This is a genomic window from Pseudohaemophilus paraphrohaemolyticus (assembly GCF_003253115.1).
Lineage (GTDB): Bacteria > Pseudomonadota > Gammaproteobacteria > Enterobacterales > Pasteurellaceae > Haemophilus_A > Haemophilus_A paraphrohaemolyticus_A.
On the sequence record NZ_QEQF01000007.1, the window covers coordinates 61,586 to 85,103 of the forward strand.

A 23,518-nucleotide genomic window follows, 5' to 3' on the forward strand; every position below is an offset into this window, starting at 1 on the left:
TTTTTGTTATAAGTGATTTATTAGCAAAAGAGCGGTCAAAATTGACCGCTTGGAATTGATTCTATTAGTTTGTTGAGCCTGTAGAGCAGAAATTCGCAGGGAATAAACTCGTATCAGAACCCGTACAAGTTGTTTTCCAGCTAATCGTATTTGAGCTAAAGGTTGGCGTCATTGTGTAACCAAAGCCATCAATATTGCCTTTACCTGCTACCGTAATGACCCCGCTTGCGACAGAAACGGATTTCAAGTATTTAGTTTCGTCGCTTGAGGTTTTATTTGCCTGCACACCATTTGAGCCGCCTGAACAATTTGCCATATTGCCAGTGTTGTAAATACAAACTTCCACATCTGATTTATATGAAGCAGATGCTCGTAAAAGTTCAGAGAGTGCCGCTTTTTGTGTATAAGTGGTGTAGGAAGGGATCGCAATGGTTGCCAGAATGGCAATGATAGCAATAACAATCATCAATTCAATGAGAGTAAATGCCTTTGAAGGCTTAAGAAAAAGTGACTTTTTCATTAAAGATTTCATTTGTTAAATTTCCTTTTAAATCAATACGCGTGTTATTCACGCCCTTAAAGTTTGCGGATTTTTTCTGTTTTAGCGAGTACTAATGTTTAAATTTTCGAGCATGCTCGAAAAAATAAAAATTTTTAGTGTTTATTCATTCAGTATTTTTTGCTAGTATTTCGCCAATTTTTCAGTTTAGGGTTGAGGTTTAATATGGCAAAAGCACCAAAAACAGCTTATGTGTGTAGCGATTGTGGGGCAGAATACTCTAAATGGATGGGGCAATGTAAAGAGTGCTATGCGTGGAACACGATCAGTGAAATTCGCTTAGTTTCTGCAAAAGAGAATAAGAAAAACGACCGCTTTAGTGGCTATGCAGGCGAAACCTCAGGCAAAGTTCAGGCTTTATCTGAAATCAGCTTGCAGGAAGTACCGCGTTTTAGTAGTGGATTTAACGAGCTCGATCGCGTGTTGGGGGGCGGTGTTGTACCTGGTTCAGCCATTCTGATTGGCGGTCACCCTGGTGCGGGGAAAAGTACGTTGTTGCTGCAAATGATGTGCGGATTATCTAAAGAAATTCCTACACTGTATGTCACAGGTGAGGAGTCGCTTCAACAAGTGGCAATGCGCGCGAACCGTTTAGGCTTGCCAACCGAACATCTCAAAATGCTTTCTGAAACCTCGGTTGAGCATATTTGTAACATTGCCGATCAAGAAAAACCTCAAATTATGGTGATTGACTCTATTCAAGTGATGCATCTTTCAGATATTCAATCTTCACCAGGTTCGGTTTCTCAAGTGCGTGAATGTGCCTCATTCCTTACTCGTTATGCGAAAACCCGCCAAGTGGCGATTATTATGGTCGGACACGTAACCAAAGACGGTACGCTTGCAGGCCCTAAAGTTTTAGAACATGCGATTGATGCCTCACTTTTGTTAGAGGGGGAATCAGACTCTCGCTACCGCACCTTGCGCAGCCAAAAAAACCGTTTTGGTGCTGTAAATGAGCTAGGCGTGTTTGCGATGACAGAACAAGGACTTCGCGAAGTCAAAAATCCATCCGCGATCTTCTTGAGCCGTAGCGAAGAGCAAGTTTCAGGTAGTTCGGTGGTCGTACTTTGGGAAGGCACGCGTCCGCTTTTGGTGGAAATTCAAGCCTTGGTCGATCACTCAATGCTCGCTAATCCTCGCCGTGTGGCTGTGGGTTTAGATCATAATCGCCTATCGTTACTGCTTGCTGTTTTACACCGCCATGGTGGATTGCAAATGTCAGACCAAGATGTATTTGTCAACGTAGTGGGCGGTGTAAAAGTTACCGAAACCAGTGCTGATTTAGCCTTAATTCTCGCTTTGATTTCAAGCTTTCGAAATCGACCACTGCCACATGATTTAGTAATCTTTGGTGAAGTGGGCTTAGCGGGTGAAATTCGCCCAGTGCCAAGCGGTCAAGAACGTATTTCCGAAGCAGCAAAACATGGTTTCAAGCGTGCCATTGTGCCATTTGGTAATATGCCGAAAAAAGCGATTAAAGGCATGGAGGTTTTTGGCGTGAAAAAACTCAGTGATGCGTTAGATATTTTAGGCAATTTGTAATGGCTAATTCCTCTATTAAATGGTTAATGCTTTGCCGCGAACCGCGTTTATACAGCTGCCAACGGATAAAAACCGCCTGTGAACAGCGTGGCATTTCACTCGACATTCTCGACCCAAATCGAATGTTACTTAAACTTGCAAATGTTCGAGGAAAATCGACCGCTAGATTGTTCTATCAAACGCCGGAACAAAAATTAGAGCTCGATGAATATCAAGCGGTACTTCCTCGGTTTGGCGTAACCAGCACAGAGATGGGCTGTTATGTGTTGCAGCATTTTGAAATCAAGAAAACGAAAGTGCTAAATAATGCCCAAGCTTTCCGATTGGCTCGAAACAAATGGCAAAGTTTGCAATTGCTTGCCGCTTACGGCTTGCCTATTCCCTCAACAAGTTACATTGGCGAATTAGTTGAAAGCTTTTCTCAATTGGTTTTGCATTCTCCTTCAGTCGTACTTAAGACATTAGTCGGTATGCAAGGTGCTGGCGTGGAGTTATGTGAGCAAAAAGCCGATGCCTTAAATAAGCTAGAAACGTTAAAACAAACAGGCGAAAAAGTATTAGTACAGGATTTTATGGAAGAAGCGAGAGGAAAAGATATTCGAACTTTTGTGATTGGCGATCAAGTTGTTGCTAGCATGCAACGTACTGCTCGCAACGGTGATTTTAGAGCGAATTTACATCAAGGCGGAACAGCAGAAAGCATTGAGCTAACAGAGGAAGAAAAACTGTTCGCCATTAAAGCGACTAAAGCGATTGGGCTCGATGTTGCAGGTATTGATTTAATCCGTACCAGCCAAGGCACATTGATTTTAGAGGTAAATGCCAGCCCAGGTTTAGAAGGAATTGAAAGGGTTTCAGGTAAAGATATCGCGGGAATGATGGTGGATTATGTTTTGTCTCGTATGTAAAAAAGAGCTGGTAAATCCAGCTCTTCTTACACATCTAAATTATTTAGATGCTTTTAACTCTTGGTAATATTTCTCGTAAAGCTTGATTGCATCACCTACATCATCTTGCCATTGTGATTCTTGTAGCACTTTTTGTGTTGGGTAAATCGCTGGATCTTGCGTAATCTCTTTCGGTAATACTTCTAACGCTTTCATATTTGAAGTTGGGTAACCGATTGCAAGAGTAAGTTGCTCAGATACTTTTGCACTTAATAAGTAGTTGATTAACTTATGAGCATTCTCTTTATTTTTAGAGTTTGCTGGAATGGCTAAGGTATCAACCCAAAGAACAGGACCTTCTTTCGGGAATATCATATCAATTGGTGCTTGTTCTTTCTTCGCAATACGCACAGAACCGTTCCATAATTGACCTACAGAAACTTCACCTGAGATGAATGAGTTTGCAGGGTTGTCAGAGCTGAATGAAAGCACGTTTGGACGTAATTTTTTTAACTCTTCGTAAGCTGCTTTGATCTCTTCAGGATCAGTTGTGTTCGGGTTTTTGCCTAATTTTAATAATGCAATGTTGAATACTTCGCGTGCATCATCTAACAATTGTATTTTGTTCGCAAATTCAGGTTTCCATAAATCCCCCCAAGAGGTGAATTGGTCGCCTTTGTAGTTGTTAGTGTTAAATGCAATGCCTGGGGCGCCTAAAAGTTGAGGTAATGAATATTTGTTACCTTTATCGTAAGGTTTGTCTAACCAGTCAGGGTTTAATTCTGCGATAACGGGTAATTTGCTGTGATCAAGCTCCGCTAACATCCCTTCTTTTGCCATTTTAGACACAAAGTAATTGGAAGGTGCGATTACATCATAACCGCCATCTTTACCTTGAAGTTTTAACTTCGCATACATTGTTTCGTTAGATTCAAGGCTAGATACCTCAACTTTAATACCAGTCTCTTTTTGAAATTGATCTAACAAACCTTCAGGTACATACTCAGTCCAAGTATATAAGTGAACAGTGCCAGCATCAGCTGGGGCAGCAGCCTCAGTTGTTTTTGCCTTTTCTTCATTACAAGCTGTTAATGCCAATGAAGCCACACCTGCAGCGAATAAACCTGCGAATTTTTTCATTTAGTTTTCTCCGTTAAGAAAAAAGATAAAAGCGGTCGGATTTCTCCGAAGTTTGACGAATCTTCCACACCAATCAATGGCAATGAAATCGAAGGGATTTTAAGCTACCCCCCACATTTTGCAAGCCTTTTTTGCCCTGAAGAAGGATTTATTTTCCTATTCTTCTTGAATTTCGCTAATTTGCTATTATATTAAATCCGATTTTATTTCACTGAATTTAAGAGGATTTTGTATGACTACTCAACAAGAAAAAGCACAAGAGCAAAGCACAGAACAAGAAAATGTAGAACTCCAACAACCTGAAGCGGTTGAAGAGCAAGTACAATCAGAAAATAGAGAAGAGCAAGCTGTAGAAGCAGAATTAGCCGCAGCTTACGCTCGTATCAATGAATTAGAAATTTACGTTTCAGAAATTGATGCCCGTGAAAAAGATATTCAATTACGTGCCCAAGCAGAAATTCAAAATATTCGCCGTCGAGCTGAGCAAGATGTCGAAAAAGCTCATAAATTTGCATTAGAAAAATTTTCAAAAGAGCTACTAACTGTTGTTGATAATCTTGAACGTGGTTTAGCCGCATTAGATAATGCTGTTACTGATGAAACAACACAAGCGTTAGTTGATGGCGTAGAAATGACCCACAAAGAATTCATTTCAACCTTAGGCAAATTTGGTGTAGAAGCAGTAGGTGTTGTTGGTGAAGCATTTAATCCTGAACTTCACCAAGCGATTTCAATGCAACCCGCTGAAGGCATTGAGTCGAACCACATAAGTGTCGTGTTACAAAAAGGCTATACACTTCAAGGGCGAGTGTTACGTCCAGCAATGGTAATGGTTGCAGCTTAATTTACCGAACTGAACTATTTTTAAAAATAAATGCTAGCAACAATTTTTTATTAGGTGTGTAGCTTTAGCGGTTTAACAACAATTTTTTCTAGCGTGTCTTTAAAAAATTTTTTAGCTAAAACACTATAAAATGTGATCTAAATCACAAATCTAAATATTTCTACTTGGAACATTTGCAAATTCCCGTAAAAATATGACCGCTCTCTATTTATTTAATTTGTCTATTTAATTTCAGAAGGAAAAAATATGAAAATGACTTTAAAAGTAAGTGTATTAGCGACGTTATCTGCATTAGTCTTAACAGGTTGTGCACATAATCAAATGGATGCAAAAGCACACGCGGAAGCTCAATTGCAACAACAAGCAGTAATGGGCATTAACTGGATGCAAGATTCGGGCGAATATAAAGCGCTTGCCTACCAAGCTTATAACACGGCTAAAACTGCCTTTGATCACGCGAAAGTGACTAAAGGTAAGAAAAAAGCGGTGGTAGTAGATTTAGACGAAACGATGCTAGACAACAGCCCATACGCTGGTTGGCAAGTTCAAAATAATAAAGGTTTTGATGGTAAAGATTGGACACGCTGGGTTGATGCTCGACAATCTCGTGCAGTTCCTGGTGCGGTAGAATTTAACAACTATGTTAATTCACACAAAGGTAAAATGTTCTATGTAACTAACCGTAAAGATAGCTCCGAAAAAGCGGGTACAATTGACGATATGAAACGTTTAGGCTTTGAAGGTGTGGACGAGTCAGTATTTTACTTGAAAAAAGATAAATCAGCGAAAGCTGCTCGTTTTGCTGAAATTGAAAAACAAGGCTATGAAATCGTACTTTATGTCGGCGATAACTTAGATGACTTTGGTGATGCAGTATACGGTAAATTAAATGCAGAACGCAGTGCATTTGTAAAAGAAAACCAAGCAAAATTTGGTAAAACTTACATCGTATTACCTAACCCGAACTATGGTGGCTGGGAAGGCGGTTTAGCTAAAGATTACTTTAAAGGCGATGCACAAAGCAAAATTAAAGCTCGTTTAGATGCTATTCAAGCATGGGATGGTAAGTAATTTATAGGAATTTTATGGTACGGTAAAATCAAATACTAAAAATATGATTTTACCGTATTTTTTATATCTGAAATTTAATGTTTTTGCTTCAACGTATTTAATGCATTTAATCCTTTCTCACAACTTTTCTGCTGTAAGCTTTCTTCCATTGCGAGCAATTGTTTTTGGGTTTCTGTTAGCTTATTTTTTAAACGCTTTACTTGAGTGTGTGTACCTGGTTGTCTTTCTGCATCTTTAATAAGCGTATTTGCAACGTTAAACATATTTTCACATTGTGGAATAAGTTTAATAACCTCTGGTTTTTCAATAGTAAGAGACGAGGTTTTTACTTGGGCTTGTACGCTTGTGGAAAATAATGCACTGGTACAAATTGGAAAACAGAGAAGAAAATATTTTTTTAGCATAGTTTTACCTTTTTCTATTATAGCTAAAAGCTTTCAATCTAAATAAAAATGACTTAAATCGCTAAGAGATTAGCACGCTTAAATGAAAAAGTCAGCAAGAGCAGATGGCTAAAAATCAGATTTTTTTTGATCTTTCTCAAAAGAATAACTTAATTTTACCTCTTGAGAGGTAACATATTTTGATCTTTTTTCTTAATTTATTAAAAAATTTTGCTAAAAGTTGAATTATTTCAATACAAAGGTTAAGTTCCTGTTAATAGGGGCGGTTTTTTATTTTTTCAATAACAGGTAGAATAGTCGCCTGAAACTCTGATTACCTATGTGGGGTAGATCTTTGCTTTGGGTCAAAGTTTTGTGGGGCATTATTCGGTATCGAATAATTAATCGTATTTCATATTATCAAGATGAAGAGGTTTGAGATGTTAGACTTTGTTGAACTCTCGCGTTTGCAGTTTGCTTTAACTGCTCTCTATCACTTCTTATTTGTGCCGCTTACATTAGGTCTTTCTTTTGTGCTTGTAGTGATGGAAACACTTTATGTAACGACAGGAAAAGAAGTTTATAAAGATATGACTAAATTCTGGGGTAAGTTATTCGGTATTAACTTTGCTCTTGGGGTAACGACTGGTATTACCATGGAATTCCAGTTTGGTACAAACTGGTCATACTACTCTCACTATGTAGGCGATATCTTCGGTGCACCTTTAGCATTAGAAGGTTTAATGGCGTTCTTCTTAGAATCAACTTTCGTGGGTTTATTCTTCTTTGGTTGGGAGCGTCTGTCTAAGAAAAAACATTTATTAGCAACATACTGTGTGGCATTTGGTTCTAATTTCTCTGCAATGTGGATCTTAGTAGCGAACGGCTGGATGCAAAACCCAGTAGGTTCAGAATTTAACTTTGAAACAATGCGTATGGAAATGACCAGTTTTACTGATCTTCTTTTAAACCCAGTGACTCAAAGTAAATTCTTACATACTGTAACTGCAGGCTATACCTGTGGTGCGATCTTTGTATTAAGCATCAGTGCTTACTATATCTTAAAAGGTCGTGATTTAGGCTTTGCAAAACGTTCATTCTCAGTGGGGGCAAGTTTTGGTTTGTTCGCTATTTTATCTGTATTAATTATGGGTGATGAATCTGGTTATGAAATCGGTAAAGCACAACCTGTTAAATTAGCAGCCATGGAAGCTGAATGGGAAACTCACCCAGCACCTGCGGCATTTAATGCAATTGCAATTCCAAACTCTAAAGCTCGTCAAAACGACTTTGCAATTCAAATCCCATACCTTGGCGGTTTAGTGGCAACTCGTTCTTTAGATACTGAAATCAAAGGCTTAAATGATATTCGTAAAGAAAATATTGAGCGTGTACGTAACGGTGCTACAGCAGTTGTTTTATTAGAAAAACTTCGTTCTGGTAACTATACAGAAGAAGAAAAAGCAGCATTCCAAGCAGTTCAAAAAGATCTTGGCTTTGGTTTATTGTTAAAACAATACGTAGGCGATAATATTACAGCGGCAACAGAAGAACAAATTATTAAAGCAGCAGATGCAACTATTCCAAATGTAGGTCCTAACTTCTGGGCGTTCCGTATGATGGTTGGCTCTGGTATGCTAATGTCTTTAATCATTGGCTTAGCATTCTTCTTTAACTTCCGTGGTACAGTAGGTAAAAACAAATTGTTACTTAAAGTGGTATTATGGTCTATGCCATTACCATGGATTGCCATTGAAGCTGGTTGGTTCTTAGCTGAGTTCGCACGTCAGCCTTGGGCAGTTTATGAAGTGTTACCAACAGGTATTTCGGCTTCTCACTTAACTGTGGCTGAATTATGGACTGCAATTGGTTTATTATGTGGTTTATATACAATCTTCTTAGTAGTAGAAATGTATTTAATGTTCAAATATGGTCGTTTAGGTCCAAGTGCATTAAAAACAGGTAAATACTACTTTGAGCAATCTGCGAAATAAGGAGTAGACAATGTTAGATTATGAAGTTCTCCGCTTTATTTGGTGGATCTTAATTGCTGTATTGTTAATCGGTTTTGCAATTACCGATGGCTTTGATATGGGCGTATTAACGCTTTTACCTGTGGTGGGTAAAAGCAATACAGAACGTCGTGTGATGATCAACTCAATTGCACCTCACTGGGATGGTAACCAAGTTTGGTTATTAACAGGTGGTGGTGCGATCTTCGCAGCGTGGCCAACTGTATATGCAACCTCATTCTCAAGTTTTTTCTTGGCAATGATATTAGTGCTTGCAGCATTATTCTTCCGTCCAGTGGGCTTTGAGTACCGTGCGAAAATCGACTCACCAAAATGGCGTAATGCTTGGGATTGGGCATTATTCATCGGTGGTTTCGTGCCGTCACTTATTTTCGGTGTGGCGTTTGGTAACTTATTACAAGGCTTACCATTTGAGTTTAATAACATCAATCAAGTAACTTATACGGGTACATTCTTAGGCTTATTAAATCCATTCGCATTATTATGCGGCGTGGTGAGTTTATTTATGCTAACTACTCAAGGTGCGACTTGGTTGCAAATGAAAACCACGGCTGAATTACGCAACCGCGTACGTGGCGTATCACAATTAGCGGCAACCGTAACATTAGTTGCATTTGTATTAGCGGGTGTTTGGTTATACTTCAAAGAAGGTTTTGTGATCACAAGCCAATTAGATCACAACGCAGTTTCTGCATTAACCAACAAAACTGTAGCTGTTGAAACATCTGCTTGGTTTAAAAACTATGCTGAAATGCCTGTGCTTTGGATTGTACCTGCAATTGCAGTCATCGGTGCATTATTAACCATCGTTGCATCTAAAGCAAACCGCTCAGGTACTGCGTTCTTTGCATCATCTTTAATGCAAATTGGTGTTATCTTAACCGCAGCAGTTTCTATGTTCCCATTCATTATGCCTTCAATTTCTCATCCAGAAATGAGCTTAACTGTTTGGGATTCAACTGCAAGCCTTAACACCTTAACCGTTATGTTCTATGCAGCGTGTTTCTTTGTACCAATCGTATTGTGCTATACTATTTGGTCTTACATCAAAATGTTTGGTCGTCTTGATGCAAAATTCATTGAAGAAAACCACGCAACAGCATACTAAGGAGCAATTATGTTTTATTTAACTTGGTTTTTTGGTATGTTTCTCGCAATTTACTTTGCCGTATTTGTTACGACAAAGATTGAGAAAACAGGTAAATTTGACGAATAATCTATGATTCATTTGTTATATAACTTAACTTTAAAGGGCTTGCTAAAAGCCCTTTCTTTTCTTCTTGCAAGCGGTCTGTTTGCAATGATTTTATTAAAATCGACCACTTTCGGGCTCTATTTTGGCGGTAAAATTCCTTACTTTGCTTTATTGGCTTTTTATGGCATGGGGATTTTATGGATTCACGGTATCGGCTTTGAAATCCGTAGTAAAATTTGGCAATTGGTTTTCCTACCTTTAATCGGTTATGCAATTGTTATCCCTTCGCTTTGTATCCTTTTTTGAGTTAAATTATAAAAAGAAAGTGTACTTTTATTTTTAAATAAAAAATAAATTGCAAAAGCTATTGCGCTGGCATTTTTAACTGAATAAAATAGACAGCCGCGATCGTCTAAAAAGTGGACGTTTACGAAAGAGAATAAAATAGGATAGAATATGCATTTTCCTATTCGAGTTTATTATGAAGATACAGACGCGGGCGGTGTGGTTTATCATGCAAGCTATGTCTGTTTTTTTGAACGAGCAAGAACGGAATTTTTACGCAACAAAGGCTTTTCCCAACAATCATTGTTATCGGAAAATATTGCTTTTGTTGTGAAGAAGTTAGAAATAGACTACAAAACGCCTGCTCGTTTAGATGATTTTCTTTCTGTTGAAACAGAAATTAAAGAAATAAAGAAAGCGACGATTATTTTTGAACAGAAACTTTTGCGTGATCAAGTTTGTATAAGCTACGCAATAGTTAGTGTGGCAAGTGTCGATTTACTTAAAATGAAACCGATTGCAATACCGAAAAATATTCGTGATGCAATGGATTCATCTCACTAATTCATTATCATTATTGGAGTTTTCAATGCAAGAAACTAGCTTTGACTTAATTTCGTTATTTGCACAAGCAAGTATCGTTGTTAAGATCGTCATGCTTATTCTTATCACTTTCTCGGTATTATCTTGGGCAGTGATTATTCAACGTAGTCGTTATTTGACTAATGCAGCAAAAGGGTCACTCGCTTTTGAAAATAAATTTTGGTCAGGCGAAGATTTAAATCGTTTACACGAAGGATTAGAAAATCGTCGTGATAAATTAAGCGGTTCAGAACAAATTTTCTATGTTGGGTTCAAAGAGTTTACTCGTTTGCAACAAGTAAGCCCAGATGCACCCTCTGCAAATATTCAAGGCACAAGTCGTGCAATGAACCTCGCGCTAAACCGTGAAGTGGAAACGCTCGAAAGCTATATTCCTTTCTTAGGTACTGTTGGCTCTATTAGCCCATACATCGGTTTATTTGGTACTGTTTGGGGAATTATGCACTCATTTATGGGATTAAGTGCAGTGAAACAAGCAAGCCTCCAATCGGTAGCACCAGGTATTGCAGAAGCGTTAATTGCAACAGCTATCGGTTTGTTTGCGGCTATTCCTGCAGTAATGGCTTATAATCGTTTAAGCTTACGTGCGAATAAGTTAGAACAAAATTACGCAAACTTTATTGATGAGTTTACGACAATTTTACACCGTCAAGCATTTTCTAAAAAATAAATGAGAACAAGAGGTCATTTTTATTCAATTTTTTGCAAAAAGAGATAAAAATCTGACCGCTTGTCGTGAAATGTTAGTGATAACCTGAATTTAGTAAAAGAGGAAAATATGTCTTACCGTCGCAAACGTAAGGACATTAAATCTGAAATTAACATTGTACCATTCTTGGACGTATTACTTGTGCTTTTGCTTATTTTTATGGCAACAGCGCCCATTATCAGCCAAAGTGTAGAAGTTAATTTACCAGAAGATAAGCATAGTCAATCAGTAACCAATGAAGATAAGACCCCTGTGATTTTACAAGTGGCGGGTGTGGGTTTATATAAATTAAAAGTTGGTGGCAACTTTGTTACTGGTAGTAATGGCGAAGAACTAAGCGATCAAGAAGTGATTTTGTTTGCTGGTGAAGAATTTAAAAAAGATGAAAACACGCTTTTTTTAGTTGCAGGTGATGCAACCGTGCCTTATGAAGAAGTGATCAAAGGTATTGTGTTATTAAAAGAAGCGGGTATTGAAAAAGCAGGCTTAATGACTCAAGGTCAATAATCATCAAGGATAACGTGTGAGATCTCAAAACGATAGACTTGAATTTGCAATAATTCTCTCTCTACTATTGCACGCTCTTTTAATTGGGTTGCTTCTATTAGGCTCCCTATTTACTAATATCACATTACCTCCTGCTGCTGGCGGTAATGGTGGAGATGGTGAAGAGTTTGAAGCGGTGATGGTTGATACAGGGCAAGTGGCTGCAGAATATGGTCGATTACAATCAGATAGAAAAGGGAATGCTCAACCTAAACCTGTGGAAGAGACAAAACCTGTTGAAGATGTAAAAGAAGAGGTTGCTGAAGAAGTTGAACAAGCTAAAGTCGAGCTTGCTGAAAAACAGGAGCAAGAAAAGACTTTAGAAGAACAACGTCAGGCTCAATTGTTAGCTCAGCAAAAACAAGAAGAGCAAAAACGACAAGAGCAAATCAAGCAAGAACAGTTGAAAAAAGAGCAGCAGCGTCAAGAACAGTTAAAACAAGAACAGCTTGAAAAACAGAAAGAAGAAGCAACACGTAAAAAAGCAGCCGAAGCAGCTCGTCTAAAAGCGGAAGCTGAAGCAAAACGTTTAGAGGCAGCAGCAAAACAAGCTGAAGAAGAGCGTAAAGCGAAAGAAGCCCTTCAAAAAGCAGAGCAGCAGAAGAAATTAGAAGAGCAGAAAAAAGCACAAGAAGCTAAGGAAAAAGCAGCTCAAGAAGCGAAACTAAAAGCCGAAAAAGAAGCCAAAGAAAAAGCCGTAGCAGAAGCAAAGGCAAAAGCTGAGAAAGAGGCTAAAGAGAAGGCTGAAAAAGAAGCAAAAGCGAATGCAGAAAAAGCGGCAGCAGAGGCAAAAGCGAAAGCTGCTGCAGAAGCGAAAGCCAAAGCAGCAGCTGATGCTAAGGCTAAAGCAGATGCAGAAGCAAAAGCAGCCGCAGCAAGAGCAAAAAATAATAAAGCACTAGATGATTTCTTATCAGGTGGCGATATTGGTGGTGGCTCAGCCACGAAAGGGGGAAACAAAAATTCAGCTGGCCTTGCGGGTAATGGCAACAGTAAAGGTCTGGGGGACGGACAAGGTACGGCAGACCGTGGTTATGAGCGTTTAATTAAACAAAAATTATCACGCGAGTACCAAGTTGATCCAAGCTTTAGTGGTCGTGAATGCCGCGTAAAAATCAACATTGAACGAGATGGACGCATTTCAAGTCACGAAGTGATTTCTGGCCCACCAGATATTTGTCGTGCTGCGGTGGCGGCTATTACTCGTGCACAAAGTGTACCAAGGGCAAAAGATGATCCGACTTATAATACTTATAAATCGCCAATCATCAAATTTGGATTAAAAGTTTTATAATAACCTAGAGGTTAAAAAATGAAGTTTAAATCGCATTTAGCGAGTATAATGGGTGTGTTCGCATTCTTGTGTAGTGCTAATATTGCTAAAGCCGAGTCAGATGTAGTGATTTCGGTAGACGAAGGTGTGAGTATGGCTCAGCCAATCGCAGTTATTCCTTTTAAAGGTAGTGCTAACGAAGATGTAGGTCAAATTATTGCTGATGATTTACGTAACAGTGGTAAATTCTCTCCTATTGATAGAACTAAACTGCCGGCTCAACCAGGTTCTGCAAGTGAAGTAGTTTCACAACAATGGACTGATATTGGTGTAGATATGGTAGTGGTCGGACAAGTAACACCAGCTGGCGGTGGTTATAATGTCGCATACCAATTAGTTGATACTTTAAGTTCACCTGCTGCTGTATTAGATCAAGGTGCATTTAATGTGCCAGCGGCACAAATGCGTCAAGGTGCTCACACTGTGAGTGATTTGGTCTTTGAAAAAATCACGCAAATTCGTGGTGCATTTAGAACAAAAATTGCATATGTAGTACAACGTGGTGTATCATCATACGAGTTACGAGTCTCTGATTATGATGGTTTCAATGCTTTCACTGTAGTTAAAAGTAAAGAGCCGTTAATGTCACCAGAGTGGGCGCCAGATGGCAGTAAATTAGCGTATGTGACTTTTGAAAATAAAAAAGCACAAGTTGTTGTTCACGATCTCCGCTCGGGTAGCCGTCGTGTTGTAGCTGCATTAAAAGGGCATAATGGTGCACCAGCGTTCTCACCAGATGGTTCAAAAATTGCTTTTGCGTCTAATCAAGATGGTGAATTGAATATTTATGTTGTTGGTGCTGGCGGTGGTACACCAAGCAAATTAACTGCAAATGCAGGAAATAATACTGAACCAAGTTGGTCACCTGATGGTGGTTTCATTTACTTCACATCAGACCGCTCAGGTTCACCACAAGTTTATCGAATGAGTGCATCAGGTGGTGGTGTAAGCAATGTAGGAGGCGGTGTTTCCTATGCAGCTAAGTCATCTGCTGATGGCAAGAATTTAATCATGATTGCTGGAGATAAAGTGGTAAAACGTGATCTCACTTCGGGTGGCACGGAAGTCTTAAGTTCAACGTTTTTAGATGAAAGCCCAAGTATTTCACCAAATGGCATTATGGTTATTTATAGCTCTACCAAAGGTACGAGTAAAGTGCTACAATTGGTGTCCGCAGACGGTCGTTTTAAAGCAAATCTGCCTGGTGCAGGAGGGCAATATAAGTTCCCTGCTTGGTCACCGTATTTAACTAAACAATAATCTTCTCTTAGGAGTATAAAATGAAAAAACTAGCTAAAGTTTTAATGGTAGCGGCGCCAGCTTTCGTATTAGCGGCATGTAGCTCATCTTCAGACAACGCAGCAGCAAATGCAAACACAAATGCAGGAGCTCAATACGGCGGTATGTCTGCACAAGATTTACAAACTCGTTACAACACTGTGTACTTCGGTTTCGATAAATACAATGTTGAAGGCGAATACCGTACATTATTAGATGCTCATGCAGAATTATTAAAAGCAACTAAAGCAAACGTAACTGTTGCAGGTCACGCTGACGAACGTGGTACTCCAGAGTACAACATTGCATTAGGTCAACGTCGTGCAAACGCAGTACAAAACTACTTAGCACAACAAGGTGCATCAAATGTTGCAACTGTATCTTACGGTGAAGAAAAACCAGCAGTTTTAGGTCATACTGAAGCTGACTACGCGAAAAACCGTCGTGCAGTATTAGAATACTAATTTCTACTTCTTTTATAGAAACTTAGTTTATTAAAAATGAAGCCCTGTTTATCAGGGCTTTATTTTTATCTGTAATTGTCTATCTTTTCACTCACAATCCGTCCTTTTAATTAGATGATCTCCGCTTTTTATGATAAATTATGCAAATTTTTTGAATAATTAACGAAATAAATAAAGGGCATTTTATGTCAAAAGGCAAAATTGGATTGGTATCACTTACTGCACTAGTACTGAGTTCGATGATTGGTTCGGGCATCTTTAGCCTGCCACAAAATATGGCAGCGGTTGCAAGTGCAGAAGCTTTGCTCGCGGGTTGGGCAATCACAGGTTTTGGGATTATTTTCCTTGGGCTTTCTTTTTTCTTCCTCTCTCGATTGCGTCCTGATTTAGATGGTGGCATTTATACCTATGCACGAGAAGGTTTTGGCGATTTTATCGGTGGGCTTGCAGCTTGGGGCTATTGGCTTTGTACCTCTATTGGTAGCGTAAGTTATCTTGTTGTCGCATTCAGTGGGTTTGGGCTCTTTTTTGATAGCGAACAGTTTACTATTTTTGGCGATGGCACGTCGCTAGTTTCGATTTTATCTGCTTCTTTGGTGGTGTGGTTGATCCATATTTTGATCGCAAAGGGTGTAAAAGAGGCCGCCTATGTGAATTTGATTGCAACGATCGTTAAAGTACTCCCGTTAATTATTTTTATTGTATTAGCCATAATCTTTTTCTCGTCTACTCAATTTATGCAAGATTTCCACGGCGAAAGTTTGCAAATGCCATTATTGGATCAAATCAAAAGCACGATGCTGATTACGCTTTGGGTTTTTGTTGGCGTGGAAGGTGCAACGGTTCTTTCCGCTCACGCGAAAAAGAAAAACGATGTGGGAATTGCGACCATCCTCGGCATTTTAATCGCCCTGATTCTTTATGTAGCGATTACTGCACTTTCGCTAGGTATTTTACCGCGTGAAGTGATTGCTGCTATGCCGAATCCTTCAATGACTGACATTATGGAGCATATGATCGGCACAAGCGGTAAAATTTTAATTACTTTTTGCTTAATTGTGTCTGTGCTTGCTTCTTATATGAGCTGGACAATGTTTTCGGCAGAAGTGATGTATCAAGCTTCCCAAACGCAAGTGTTTCCCCGTTTTCTGAATAAAAAGAATGAGAACGATACACCTATTAGCTCACTCTGGTTTACTAACATCGTTATTCAAATTATCTTGGTGCTCGTTTTTTTCACCAGCAAAGGGTATGATGTGCTTATTCAGTTGGCGACTACGATGATTTTAGTGCCTTATTTCTTAGTTGGTACTTATTTACTTCGACTCGCATTTAACATTGGTGCCGCTTGGTATATCAAACTGGCTGGCATTATTGCAACCCTTTATGGTTTCTGGTTGGTTTACGCAGCGGGAATAGAATACTTGCTCTTTTCAGTAATTTTATATACACCTGGGGCAATCCTCTTTTTCTACACGCGTTACCATAAATCGGGTAAATTTGATTTTTCACGTAATGAAACGGTTGCACTTGGCTGTACCTTTATTTTATCCATAGGCTCTATTTATGCCTTTTTGTAGTACTCAATTTGTAAGATGAAATATCTCACTTCAATCTTAAATTTCTTGGTTTCTCTTTCGCAAAACATTCGTCGCTATTTTAAAAGTGGCTCTTTTGCGATAGCGGTTTATCCTTATTTAATACATCCTTGCTTTAAAAAAATGGCGATGATTTTAACCGTTATGTTCGGTGGGTTAATGGCTTATGCAGGTGTGTTTTATCTTTTCGGCGAACATGTTGCCATTTTATTTAGTGAGCGTTCTATCACCGCTTATTTTCATCATTCAACACTAGAGCTTTTTTTCCCCATTGGTAGCGTGATTGATGGTAAAGAGAGTGCGCTTTCCAACTTACCGCATGTTATGCGAGCCCTGTTTAGCTACCAAAGCTACATCGTTGTGCCGTTCTATTTAATTTGCCTTTATCCGATTTCACATAAACGCCTCTGGCTAGTTGAGCTCCTGCTCGCACTGCTTTTTGCTATCGGTACGGCATTAGTTTCTGAGATTACAAGCGGTCGATATTCAGAAGGTGGTTTGCAAAATTTCGGCTTAAGTCTCTCTATTATTATTGGTAACTTAATGCTACTTTTTATTGGGCTAGATTTAGACAAAACCCTTACAGTACGCCTTAAAAAATCGAGTCTCTGGCTTGGTTTTATTGGATTGATTTGCGTAAGTATTACAATGGTTTATCCAACGTTACTTTCGTCAATATTAGAGCGTATCAGCCTTTATACGATAATGATTTGGGAAGTGATTGCGGGATTTGCCGTTATGAGAAATATCATAAGCCATCGCCAACAAGAGGAAGAGAAAGATGAAATTCATTGATCGCTATTCGCAACTGATTGCCATCCCAACTATTTCAAGCCTTGCAGTATTCGAGGATCAGTCTAATAAACCGCTGATTGAATTATTGGCAAACTGGCTCAATGATTTGGGCTTTCACACCGAGATTCTAGCGGTTGAAAATAGCCGAGATAAATACAATTTATTGGCAACTTATGGTGAAGGCGAAGGCGGCTTATTGCTGGCAGGGCACACCGACACAGTCCCTTTTGATGACGGAAAATGGACGTTCAATCCGTTTAATCTTACCGAAAAAGAAGGGAGATTTTACGGTTTAGGCACGGCTGATATGAAAGGCTTTTTTGCGTTCGTAGTCGATGTAGTCAGCCAGCTTGACTTAAGCCAAGTGAAAAAGCCAATTCGTATTCTTGCCACCGCTGATGAAGAAACCACGATGCTAGGAGCGAGCACTTTCGTACAGCACAGCCATATTCGCCCTGATTGTGCCATTATTGGCGAACCAACCTCGCTTAAACCAATTCGTGCACACAAAGGACATATGGGCGAAGCGATCCGCATTACGGGAAAAAGTGGACATTCAAGCGATCCCGATCGTGGTATCAACGCAATTGAATTGATGTACGAAGCCACAAGCCACCTAATTGAGATGCGTAATGAGCTCAAAACCAAATTCCGCAACGATTTCTTTAAAGTGCCTTACCCAACAATGAATTTTGGTAACATTCACGGGGGTGATGCGATTAACCGTATTTGTGCTTGCTGTGAGTTGCAATTGGATATGCGCCCGTTGCCAGGTTTAGCGGTGGAAGATTTACATCATTTGATGCTAGAAAATCTTGCTCCAATGCTCGAAAAATATGGCGATTTAATCGAAATTCGCCAGTTACACGGCGGTATTCCAGGTTATGAGTGCGAACATTCTGCTCAAATTGTGCAAGTGGTAGAAACATTGTTGGGTGAAAAATGTGAATCAGCAAACTACTGTACCGAAGCACCTTATATCCAACAACTTTGCCCAACACTTGTACTTGGACCAGGTTCGATTGAACAAGCTCATCAGCCTGATGAATTTTTAGAGGCCAAGTTTATTGAGCCAACAAAGGAATTATTAACCAAGTTAATTCAGCATTTTTGTTTTTAAATTATGAAAAAACTTTCTTTTCTATTCTCTTTGTTCTTTTTCTGGCAAATCTCACCGCTTGCAATGGCGAAAACAGAGCGAACTATTGATTGCAAAGTGGTTGGAATTAGCGATGGTGATACACTCACTTGTTTACAAGATCGTATGCAACTTAAGGTGCGATTACTTTATATTGATGCCCCAGAATCCTCTCAACCCTTTGGGAATAAAGCGAAGCAAGCTTTGTCGAATTTAGCATTTAAAAAGCAAGTCACTCTGCAAAACACGGGGTATGACAAATATGGGCGAGTGCTTGCGGTGGTGTATGACCGAAATGTGAACATCAACCTTAAATTGGTTGAGCAAGGCATGGTGTGGGCGTATCGCCAAACCCAGCCGATTTATGAACAAGCTCAAGAACAGGCTAGGGTTCGTCGAATTGGATTATGGAACGATGCTCGCCCAATTGAACCGACCGAATGGCGTAAAGCCAAAGGCATTAGTTATCAGCACTCAAATGATGGCAATTTTGTACAAACTCGCAAACCTGAATATTCTGGCGTGATGAGTGGTGTTGATTGCTCGCAAAAATTGACTTGCAAGGATTTCAGACATTACGCAGAAGCAGAGCGCTATTTTCGCCAATGCAATGCCAAAAGATTAGACGGTGATGGCGACAACATTCCGTGCAATAGCCTCTATAACAAAATGAGAAAACATCGATAAGGAAAATTCCGATGAGCCAAATTAACCAGAAATTTCGCCAACATTTTCCATTTTTTAGTCAGTCTCCTGATTGGGCGTATTTAGACAGTGCGGCAACAACACTAAAACCGCAAGTGTTAATTGACGCGACGCAGCATTTTTACAGCTCAGCTGGCTCGGTGCATCGCAGTCAATATGACTTGCCTCAAACCCAACAATATGAACAGGCTCGTAGTTTAGTCGCTGAACGGTTTAATGCGAAGCGCGAAGAGGTTATTTGGACCAGTGGCACAACTCATAGTCTGAATTTAGTCGCTTACGGGTTAGAAGATCAAATCCAAGCAGGCGATGAGATTGTGCTTTCTGTTGCTGAACATCACGCCAATTTTATTCCATGGCAGCAACTTTCCAAACGTAAACAGGCAAAATTGATTGTGTTGCCATTAAATGTAGATTACCAAATCGATCAGCAGGCTTTAACGCAAGCGTTATCAGAAAAAACTAAAATTGTGGCATTTAATTTAGTCTCAAACGTAACAGGCGTTCGCCAACCAGCGGAACAGATTGTCTCCATTATTCGTGAACATTCTTCTGCTCAAATTGTGGTGGATATGGCACAAGCAGTCTGTTCTGAGCAAGTGGATGTACAAAAAATCGGAGCGGATTTCTATGCCTCCTCTGCACATAAAATGTATGGGCCAAATGGCGTTGGCATTTTGATTGGGAAATTCGACCGCTTGCAAGTCTTAAAACCGCTCTTTTATGGCGGGAAGATGTTACAAAATGTAACTGAAACCGCACTTACGTTAGCAGAGCTACCTTATCGTTTAGAAGCGGGTACGCCGAATATTGCAGGCATTATTGGTTTTGGCGAAGTGTTACAATGGCTAAAAGAATGGGATTTTGAAACATTAAATCAATCGCTCTATCAGCTTGCGGAAAATACTCGCAAGCGGTTAAAAAACTATAAAAATTTGCATATTCTAGGCAGTCAAAATAGCCCAACAATGAGCTTTGTAATTGAAGGTATTCACCACGCTGATTTGGCGTCGTTTTTCACAGAAAGCAAAGTAGCAATTCGTAGTGGAGAGCATTGTGCGAAACCTTATCTTCACTATTTAAATCGAGCGGGAACGGTGCGGCTTTCACTGTCTCATTACAATACTGATGCGGATGTAGAGCAATTTTTCACAGCCCTTGATAAGGCGTTAGCAATTTTATTGGATTAGATCAAAAAATAACGATTTTATGGTAGAATTCGCCCGCAAAAAAGCGTAATCTCTCGCTCAATTGAATTTTTTTAATTTTTAAATAAGGTGTCAAAATGGCTAAAGAAATCAAACGTATTGCCGTATTAACAAGCGGTGGCGATGCACCAGGTATGAACGCTGCTATCCGTGGCGTAGTGCGTGCAGCATTAAGCGAAGGTTTAGAAATCTATGGCGTTCGTGATGGTTACTACGGTTTATATCACGATAAAGTTGTGAAGTTAGAACGTCATTCTGTGTCTGATGTCATCAACCGTGGTGGTACATTCTTAGGCTCTGCACGTTTCCCTGAGTTTAGAGATCCTGCAGTGCGTGCTAAATGTGTTGAAGTACTGAAAAAATATGAAATTGATGGTTTAGTGGTAATCGGTGGTGACGGCTCTTATATGGGCGCAAAATTATTAACCGAAGAGTATGGTATTAACTGCATCGGCCTACCTGGTACAATCGATAACGATGTTGCAGGTACAGATTATACAATCGGTTATCAAACCGCTCTTGAAACCGCATTAGAAGCGATTGACCGCTTGCGTGATACTTCAAGTTCACACCAACGTATTTCAATTGTTGAAATTATGGGGCGTCACTGCGGTGACTTAACCATCAGTGCCGCATTAGCAGGTGGCTGTGAATACATCGTGATTCCAGAAAAAGGTTTAGATAAAGAATCTTTAATGCGTAATATCGAAAACGGCTTACAAAAAGGTAAACGCCATGCGATTATTGCGATTACGGAATTGATGACGGATGTACACCAACTTGCTCGTGAAATTGAAGCTCGTTTTGGACACGAAACTCGTGCAACGGTGTTAGGTCACACTCAACGTGGCGGTGTACCTTGTGCCTTTGACCGTATTTTAGGCTCACGCATGGGCGTATATGCAGTAGAGTTATTACTACAAGGTTTCGGTGGACGTTGTGTGGGCATCCAAAACGAAAAGTTGGTTCACCACGACATTATTGATGCAATCAACAACATGCGTCGTCCGTTCAAAGAAGAATTATTTGAAACATCAAGAAAATTGTTCTAATTTGATGTTATTATTCATAAAGTAATGTATGTAGCAACTGTGTTGCTCTAGTGTAGGGGCGTGCTGAGCACGCCCTTTGCTATGATTAAAGGAAAAACAATGTTTGAACTAAACCCAATCCGTACTCAACTTACTGACCTTGCTGAACGCACCAATGTGCTTCGGGGGTATCTTTGACTTTGATGCCAAAGTCGAACGCTTAGAAGAAGTGAATGCTGAATTAGAGCAGCCAGAAATCTGGAATACGCCTGAGAAAGCACAAGCCTTAGGCAAAGAACGTTCCGCTCTTGAAATGGTGGTAAATACCATCAAAGCCCTTGACCAAGGTATTGAAGATGTCGAGGGCTTAATTGAACTTGCCGTTGAAGCAGAAGATGAAGACACTTTCAACGAAGCACAAGCAGAAGCGGTCGAGTTAGAAGCAAAACTTGCAAAATTAGAGTTTCAACGAATGTTCAGTGGTCAACACGATGCGTCTGATTGCTATGTGGATTTACAGGCAGGTTCGGGCGGTACGGAAGCACAAGACTGGACGGAAATGCTCCTACGTATGTATTTACGCTGGGCAGAAAGCAAAGGCTTCAAAGCGGAATTGATCGAGGTTTCAGACGGTGATGTTGCTGGCTTAAAATCGGCAACGATTCGCGTATCGGGCGAATATGCTTTCGGCTGGCTACGTACCGAAACGGGCATTCACCGCTTAGTACGTAAAAGCCCATTTGATTCAAATAACCGCCGTCATACTTCGTTCGCTGCGGCTTTCGTTTATCCTGAAATTGATGACGATATTGATATTGAAATCAATCCAGCAGATTTACGTATTGATGTGTATCGAGCCTCTGGTGCGGGTGGTCAGCACGTGAATAAAACTGAGTCTGCAGTGCGTATTACTCATATGCCATCTGGGATTGTGGTGCAATGTCAGAACGGTCGTTCACAACATCAAAATAAAGATCAGGCGATGAAACAGCTTAAAGCAAAATTGTTCGAGATGGAAATGATGAAAAAAAATGCTGAAAAGCAGGCGATGGAAGACAATAAATCTGACATTGGCTGGGGTAGTCAGATTCGTTCTTATGTGTTAGATGATAGCCGAATCAAAGATTTGCGTACTGGCGTGGAAAACCGCAATACCCAAGCTGTGCTTGATGGCGATTTGGATAAGTTCATTGAGGCTAGTCTTAAGGCTGGGTTGTAAAAAATAGGATAAATAGCTAAAAAAGTGCCTAAAGCCTTACAGTAAAAAGGCTTTAGGCATGTATCTGAAAAAGCTATAAGCAACGACCAATAGTACTATTTAGGATTTCAATATTTTTGCATAGATATATTTTACTTTTTAAATACTTCTGTAGTTCCTCAATTTTATATTGATTAACTCTATAAAACTCTCTCACAAAAATTTGATAAATTTCTTCATCTTGATAAAGGCGTAAATAATCCGCTAATTGTTGTTCAAGTGTATAATTTTTTTCTTTTTTGACCGCTTGTAAAATTTCTTGTTTAAAACGCTCAGGCTTGCCAACAATATAACCGCGTTGTGCTTTGCTTAAACTGCTTAACCACATCCCATTTAATTTTGGCATTTGCTCAATAAGCTGAAAAATATCTGTTAAAGAACCTGTTTTTAATTCAAATTCAAGCTCACAAATTTTTTCTGAACCGAATAGATTTTTTACTTCTCCTTGATCGAGTACCACTTCGATTTGCGATTGATTGAATTGAATCAGCCATTGATGGCGTAGAAAATCGGTGCTGAACGTTGGTTGAAGATTTGCTGAAATCTGCTCTGCCTTTTCAATTTGCAAATTAAAATGAGAAACTAACCGCTTGAAATCGGGCACTTCATTCTCTAATGGCAAATTATATTCAGGGCGAATATGCAAGCCGCCTACAATTTCACCTTTGGTTTTTAGCGTCATTTCATAGCGGTAATTTTTAGAACGCACGCGAAAGCCCATTTGATTTTGGGCAAAATATTGTTCGGGCGTATCAAAATAGGTGTTGCCTAGAGCGGTCTCACTTTCATCCAGAATTGTTTGCATTGCAAGCCATTGAGTAATTGGTGCAATGTTTTGTGTCTCAAGCATAATTTTTAATTCAATTTCATTTTCCATTTTTTTGTTCTGCCTGTTTTTGGTATGATCTGA

25 protein-coding genes are annotated in these 23,518 nt (G+C 39.6%); 21 read left to right on the plus strand and 4 right to left on the minus strand.

Features of this window, described 5'->3' with window-relative positions:
- Positions 1 to 64 precede the first annotated feature (64 nt).
- Positions 65 to 532 carry a pilin gene (locus DPV92_RS07475; RefSeq protein WP_318655606.1) on the minus strand — a complete coding sequence of 156 codons (468 nt, stop codon included), beginning with the start codon at positions 530 to 532 and terminating at the stop codon, positions 65 to 67.
- 192 nt (positions 533 to 724) lie between these two features.
- On the opposite strand from DPV92_RS07475, the gene radA reads away from it, so the two are divergent.
- Together radA and DPV92_RS07485 are read left to right on the plus strand one after the other, a co-directional pair.
- A complete protein-coding gene (gene radA, locus DPV92_RS07480; protein WP_111354334.1) occupies positions 725 to 2,104 on the plus strand; it encodes a DNA repair protein RadA in 1,380 nt (459 codons plus the stop codon).
- Between the two features lie 14 nt (positions 2,105 to 2,118).
- Positions 2,119 to 3,012, plus strand: coding sequence for an ATP-grasp domain-containing protein (locus DPV92_RS07485; RefSeq protein ID WP_111354378.1), 894 nt, complete (start codon positions 2,119 to 2,121; stop codon positions 3,010 to 3,012).
- Positions 3,013 to 3,051: 39 nt separating this feature from the next.
- Here DPV92_RS07485 and DPV92_RS07490 read toward each other — a convergent pair whose 3' ends face one another.
- Positions 3,052 to 4,131, minus strand: a complete 1,080-nt coding sequence (locus tag DPV92_RS07490; protein ID WP_111354335.1) for an extracellular solute-binding protein — start codon at positions 4,129 to 4,131, stop codon at positions 3,052 to 3,054.
- A 232-nt stretch (positions 4,132 to 4,363) separates the two neighbouring features.
- Between DPV92_RS07490 and grpE the strand changes: the two genes are divergently transcribed.
- Positions 4,364 to 4,975, plus strand: coding sequence for a nucleotide exchange factor GrpE (grpE, locus tag DPV92_RS07495; protein WP_111354336.1), 612 nt, complete (start codon positions 4,364 to 4,366; stop codon positions 4,973 to 4,975).
- Positions 4,976 to 5,221: 246 nt separating this feature from the next.
- The gene (locus DPV92_RS07500; RefSeq protein WP_111354337.1) at positions 5,222 to 6,046 is read left to right on the plus strand and encodes a 5'-nucleotidase, lipoprotein e(P4) family; all 825 of its coding nucleotides are present in this window, start codon (positions 5,222 to 5,224) and stop codon (positions 6,044 to 6,046) included.
- 74 nt (positions 6,047 to 6,120) lie between these two features.
- Here DPV92_RS07500 and DPV92_RS07505 read toward each other — a convergent pair whose 3' ends face one another.
- Complete coding sequence (locus DPV92_RS07505) at positions 6,121 to 6,450, minus strand: DUF5339 domain-containing protein (protein WP_005709340.1); 330 nt, start codon at positions 6,448 to 6,450, stop codon at positions 6,121 to 6,123.
- Positions 6,451 to 6,869: 419 nt separating this feature from the next.
- Between DPV92_RS07505 and DPV92_RS07510 the strand changes: the two genes are divergently transcribed.
- The 17 genes from DPV92_RS07510 to prfB all read left to right on the plus strand — a co-directional run bounded on the left by DPV92_RS07510 (position 6,870) and on the right by prfB (position 22,569).
- Positions 6,870 to 8,423, plus strand: a complete 1,554-nt coding sequence (locus DPV92_RS07510; RefSeq protein WP_005709316.1) for a cytochrome ubiquinol oxidase subunit I — start codon at positions 6,870 to 6,872, stop codon at positions 8,421 to 8,423.
- Between the two features lie 10 nt (positions 8,424 to 8,433).
- Positions 8,434 to 9,570: a cytochrome d ubiquinol oxidase subunit II gene (cydB, locus tag DPV92_RS07515; RefSeq protein WP_005709324.1), complete on the plus strand. Its 1,137-nt coding sequence runs from the start codon at positions 8,434 to 8,436 to the stop codon at positions 9,568 to 9,570.
- A gap of 9 nt (positions 9,571 to 9,579) precedes the next feature.
- A complete protein-coding gene (locus DPV92_RS07520) occupies positions 9,580 to 9,678 on the plus strand; it encodes a cytochrome bd oxidase small subunit, CydX/CbdX family (protein WP_078177678.1) in 99 nt (32 codons plus the stop codon).
- 3 nt (positions 9,679 to 9,681) lie between these two features.
- Positions 9,682 to 9,963 carry a cyd operon YbgE family protein gene (locus tag DPV92_RS07525; protein ID WP_005709296.1) on the plus strand — a complete coding sequence of 94 codons (282 nt, stop codon included), beginning with the start codon at positions 9,682 to 9,684 and terminating at the stop codon, positions 9,961 to 9,963.
- Positions 9,964 to 10,113: 150 nt separating this feature from the next.
- Positions 10,114 to 10,506: a tol-pal system-associated acyl-CoA thioesterase gene (gene ybgC, locus DPV92_RS07530; RefSeq protein ID WP_005709312.1), complete on the plus strand. Its 393-nt coding sequence runs from the start codon at positions 10,114 to 10,116 to the stop codon at positions 10,504 to 10,506.
- Positions 10,507 to 10,531: 25 nt separating this feature from the next.
- Positions 10,532 to 11,215, plus strand: a complete 684-nt coding sequence (gene tolQ / locus DPV92_RS07535) for a protein TolQ (RefSeq protein ID WP_005709287.1) — start codon at positions 10,532 to 10,534, stop codon at positions 11,213 to 11,215.
- Positions 11,216 to 11,323: 108 nt separating this feature from the next.
- The gene (gene tolR / locus DPV92_RS07540) at positions 11,324 to 11,761 is read left to right on the plus strand and encodes a colicin uptake protein TolR (RefSeq protein WP_005709295.1); all 438 of its coding nucleotides are present in this window, start codon (positions 11,324 to 11,326) and stop codon (positions 11,759 to 11,761) included.
- Positions 11,762 to 11,777: 16 nt separating this feature from the next.
- Positions 11,778 to 13,094 (plus strand): cell envelope integrity protein TolA, encoded by a 1,317-nt coding sequence (gene tolA / locus DPV92_RS07545; RefSeq protein WP_111354338.1) that lies wholly within the window; start codon positions 11,778 to 11,780, stop codon positions 13,092 to 13,094.
- Positions 13,095 to 13,112: 18 nt separating this feature from the next.
- On the plus strand, positions 13,113 to 14,393 hold the full coding sequence (tolB, locus tag DPV92_RS07550) for a Tol-Pal system beta propeller repeat protein TolB (protein ID WP_111354339.1): 1,281 nt from the start codon (positions 13,113 to 13,115) through the stop codon (positions 14,391 to 14,393).
- A gap of 20 nt (positions 14,394 to 14,413) precedes the next feature.
- Complete coding sequence (gene pal / locus DPV92_RS07555) at positions 14,414 to 14,875, plus strand: peptidoglycan-associated lipoprotein Pal (RefSeq protein WP_005709282.1); 462 nt, start codon at positions 14,414 to 14,416, stop codon at positions 14,873 to 14,875.
- A 185-nt stretch (positions 14,876 to 15,060) separates the two neighbouring features.
- Positions 15,061 to 16,455 carry a basic amino acid/polyamine antiporter gene (locus DPV92_RS07560; protein WP_111354340.1) on the plus strand — a complete coding sequence of 465 codons (1,395 nt, stop codon included), beginning with the start codon at positions 15,061 to 15,063 and terminating at the stop codon, positions 16,453 to 16,455.
- Positions 16,456 to 16,602: 147 nt separating this feature from the next.
- Positions 16,603 to 17,268 carry a DUF998 domain-containing protein gene (locus tag DPV92_RS07565; protein WP_225791973.1) on the plus strand — a complete coding sequence of 222 codons (666 nt, stop codon included), beginning with the start codon at positions 16,603 to 16,605 and terminating at the stop codon, positions 17,266 to 17,268.
- Positions 17,255 to 18,388 (plus strand): acetylornithine deacetylase, encoded by a 1,134-nt coding sequence (argE, locus tag DPV92_RS07570; RefSeq protein ID WP_111354342.1) that lies wholly within the window; start codon positions 17,255 to 17,257, stop codon positions 18,386 to 18,388. The genes DPV92_RS07565 and argE overlap by 14 nt, the downstream gene beginning before the upstream one ends.
- Before the next feature lie 3 nt (positions 18,389 to 18,391).
- A complete protein-coding gene (locus DPV92_RS07575; protein WP_111354343.1) occupies positions 18,392 to 19,093 on the plus strand; it encodes a thermonuclease family protein in 702 nt (233 codons plus the stop codon).
- A gap of 11 nt (positions 19,094 to 19,104) precedes the next feature.
- On the plus strand, positions 19,105 to 20,301 hold the full coding sequence (locus tag DPV92_RS07580) for an aminotransferase class V-fold PLP-dependent enzyme (protein ID WP_111354344.1): 1,197 nt from the start codon (positions 19,105 to 19,107) through the stop codon (positions 20,299 to 20,301).
- A gap of 95 nt (positions 20,302 to 20,396) precedes the next feature.
- A complete protein-coding gene (pfkA, locus tag DPV92_RS07585; RefSeq protein ID WP_111354345.1) occupies positions 20,397 to 21,371 on the plus strand; it encodes a 6-phosphofructokinase in 975 nt (324 codons plus the stop codon).
- A gap of 99 nt (positions 21,372 to 21,470) precedes the next feature.
- Positions 21,471 to 22,569, plus strand: a protein-coding gene (prfB, locus tag DPV92_RS07590) for a peptide chain release factor 2 (RefSeq protein ID WP_111354346.1) whose coding sequence is annotated in 2 segments (ribosomal slippage) — positions 21,471 to 21,545 and positions 21,547 to 22,569 — 1,098 coding nt in all. Because the reading frame shifts where the segments join, the coding sequence is not laid out codon by codon here.
- A gap of 73 nt (positions 22,570 to 22,642) precedes the next feature.
- On the opposite strand, the gene DPV92_RS07595 is transcribed toward prfB, so the two are convergent.
- Positions 22,643 to 23,485, minus strand: coding sequence for a CYTH domain-containing protein (locus tag DPV92_RS07595; RefSeq protein ID WP_111354347.1), 843 nt, complete (start codon positions 23,483 to 23,485; stop codon positions 22,643 to 22,645).
- Positions 23,486 to 23,518: the final 33 nt, after the last annotated feature.

Bases quoted from the DNA above. Each gene is read 5' to 3' on its own strand.
- DPV92_RS07475 (WP_318655606.1), bottom strand. From the start codon at position 532: ATGAAATCTTTAATGAAAAAGTCACTTTTTCTTAAGCCTTCAAAGGCA.
- radA (WP_111354334.1), top strand. From the start codon at position 725: ATGGCAAAAGCACCAAAAACAGCTTATGTGTGTAGCGATTGTGGGGCA.
- DPV92_RS07490 (WP_111354335.1), bottom strand. From the start codon at position 4,131: ATGAAAAAATTCGCAGGTTTATTCGCTGCAGGTGTGGCTTCATTGGCA.
- grpE (WP_111354336.1), top strand. From the start codon at position 4,364: ATGACTACTCAACAAGAAAAAGCACAAGAGCAAAGCACAGAACAAGAA.
- DPV92_RS07500 (WP_111354337.1), top strand. From the start codon at position 5,222: ATGAAAATGACTTTAAAAGTAAGTGTATTAGCGACGTTATCTGCATTA.
- DPV92_RS07505 (WP_005709340.1), bottom strand. From the start codon at position 6,450: ATGCTAAAAAAATATTTTCTTCTCTGTTTTCCAATTTGTACCAGTGCA.
- DPV92_RS07510 (WP_005709316.1), top strand. From the start codon at position 6,870: ATGTTAGACTTTGTTGAACTCTCGCGTTTGCAGTTTGCTTTAACTGCT.
- cydB (WP_005709324.1), top strand. From the start codon at position 8,434: ATGTTAGATTATGAAGTTCTCCGCTTTATTTGGTGGATCTTAATTGCT.
- DPV92_RS07520 (WP_078177678.1), top strand. From the start codon at position 9,580: ATGTTTTATTTAACTTGGTTTTTTGGTATGTTTCTCGCAATTTACTTT.
- DPV92_RS07525 (WP_005709296.1), top strand. From the start codon at position 9,682: ATGATTCATTTGTTATATAACTTAACTTTAAAGGGCTTGCTAAAAGCC.
- ybgC (WP_005709312.1), top strand. From the start codon at position 10,114: ATGCATTTTCCTATTCGAGTTTATTATGAAGATACAGACGCGGGCGGT.
- tolQ (WP_005709287.1), top strand. From the start codon at position 10,532: ATGCAAGAAACTAGCTTTGACTTAATTTCGTTATTTGCACAAGCAAGT.
- tolR (WP_005709295.1), top strand. From the start codon at position 11,324: ATGTCTTACCGTCGCAAACGTAAGGACATTAAATCTGAAATTAACATT.
- tolB (WP_111354339.1), top strand. From the start codon at position 13,113: ATGAAGTTTAAATCGCATTTAGCGAGTATAATGGGTGTGTTCGCATTC.
- pal (WP_005709282.1), top strand. From the start codon at position 14,414: ATGAAAAAACTAGCTAAAGTTTTAATGGTAGCGGCGCCAGCTTTCGTA.
- DPV92_RS07560 (WP_111354340.1), top strand. From the start codon at position 15,061: ATGTCAAAAGGCAAAATTGGATTGGTATCACTTACTGCACTAGTACTG.
- DPV92_RS07565 (WP_225791973.1), top strand. From the start codon at position 16,603: ATGATTTTAACCGTTATGTTCGGTGGGTTAATGGCTTATGCAGGTGTG.
- argE (WP_111354342.1), top strand. From the start codon at position 17,255: ATGAAATTCATTGATCGCTATTCGCAACTGATTGCCATCCCAACTATT.
- DPV92_RS07575 (WP_111354343.1), top strand. From the start codon at position 18,392: ATGAAAAAACTTTCTTTTCTATTCTCTTTGTTCTTTTTCTGGCAAATC.
- DPV92_RS07580 (WP_111354344.1), top strand. From the start codon at position 19,105: ATGAGCCAAATTAACCAGAAATTTCGCCAACATTTTCCATTTTTTAGT.
- pfkA (WP_111354345.1), top strand. From the start codon at position 20,397: ATGGCTAAAGAAATCAAACGTATTGCCGTATTAACAAGCGGTGGCGAT.
- DPV92_RS07595 (WP_111354347.1), bottom strand. From the start codon at position 23,485: ATGGAAAATGAAATTGAATTAAAAATTATGCTTGAGACACAAAACATT.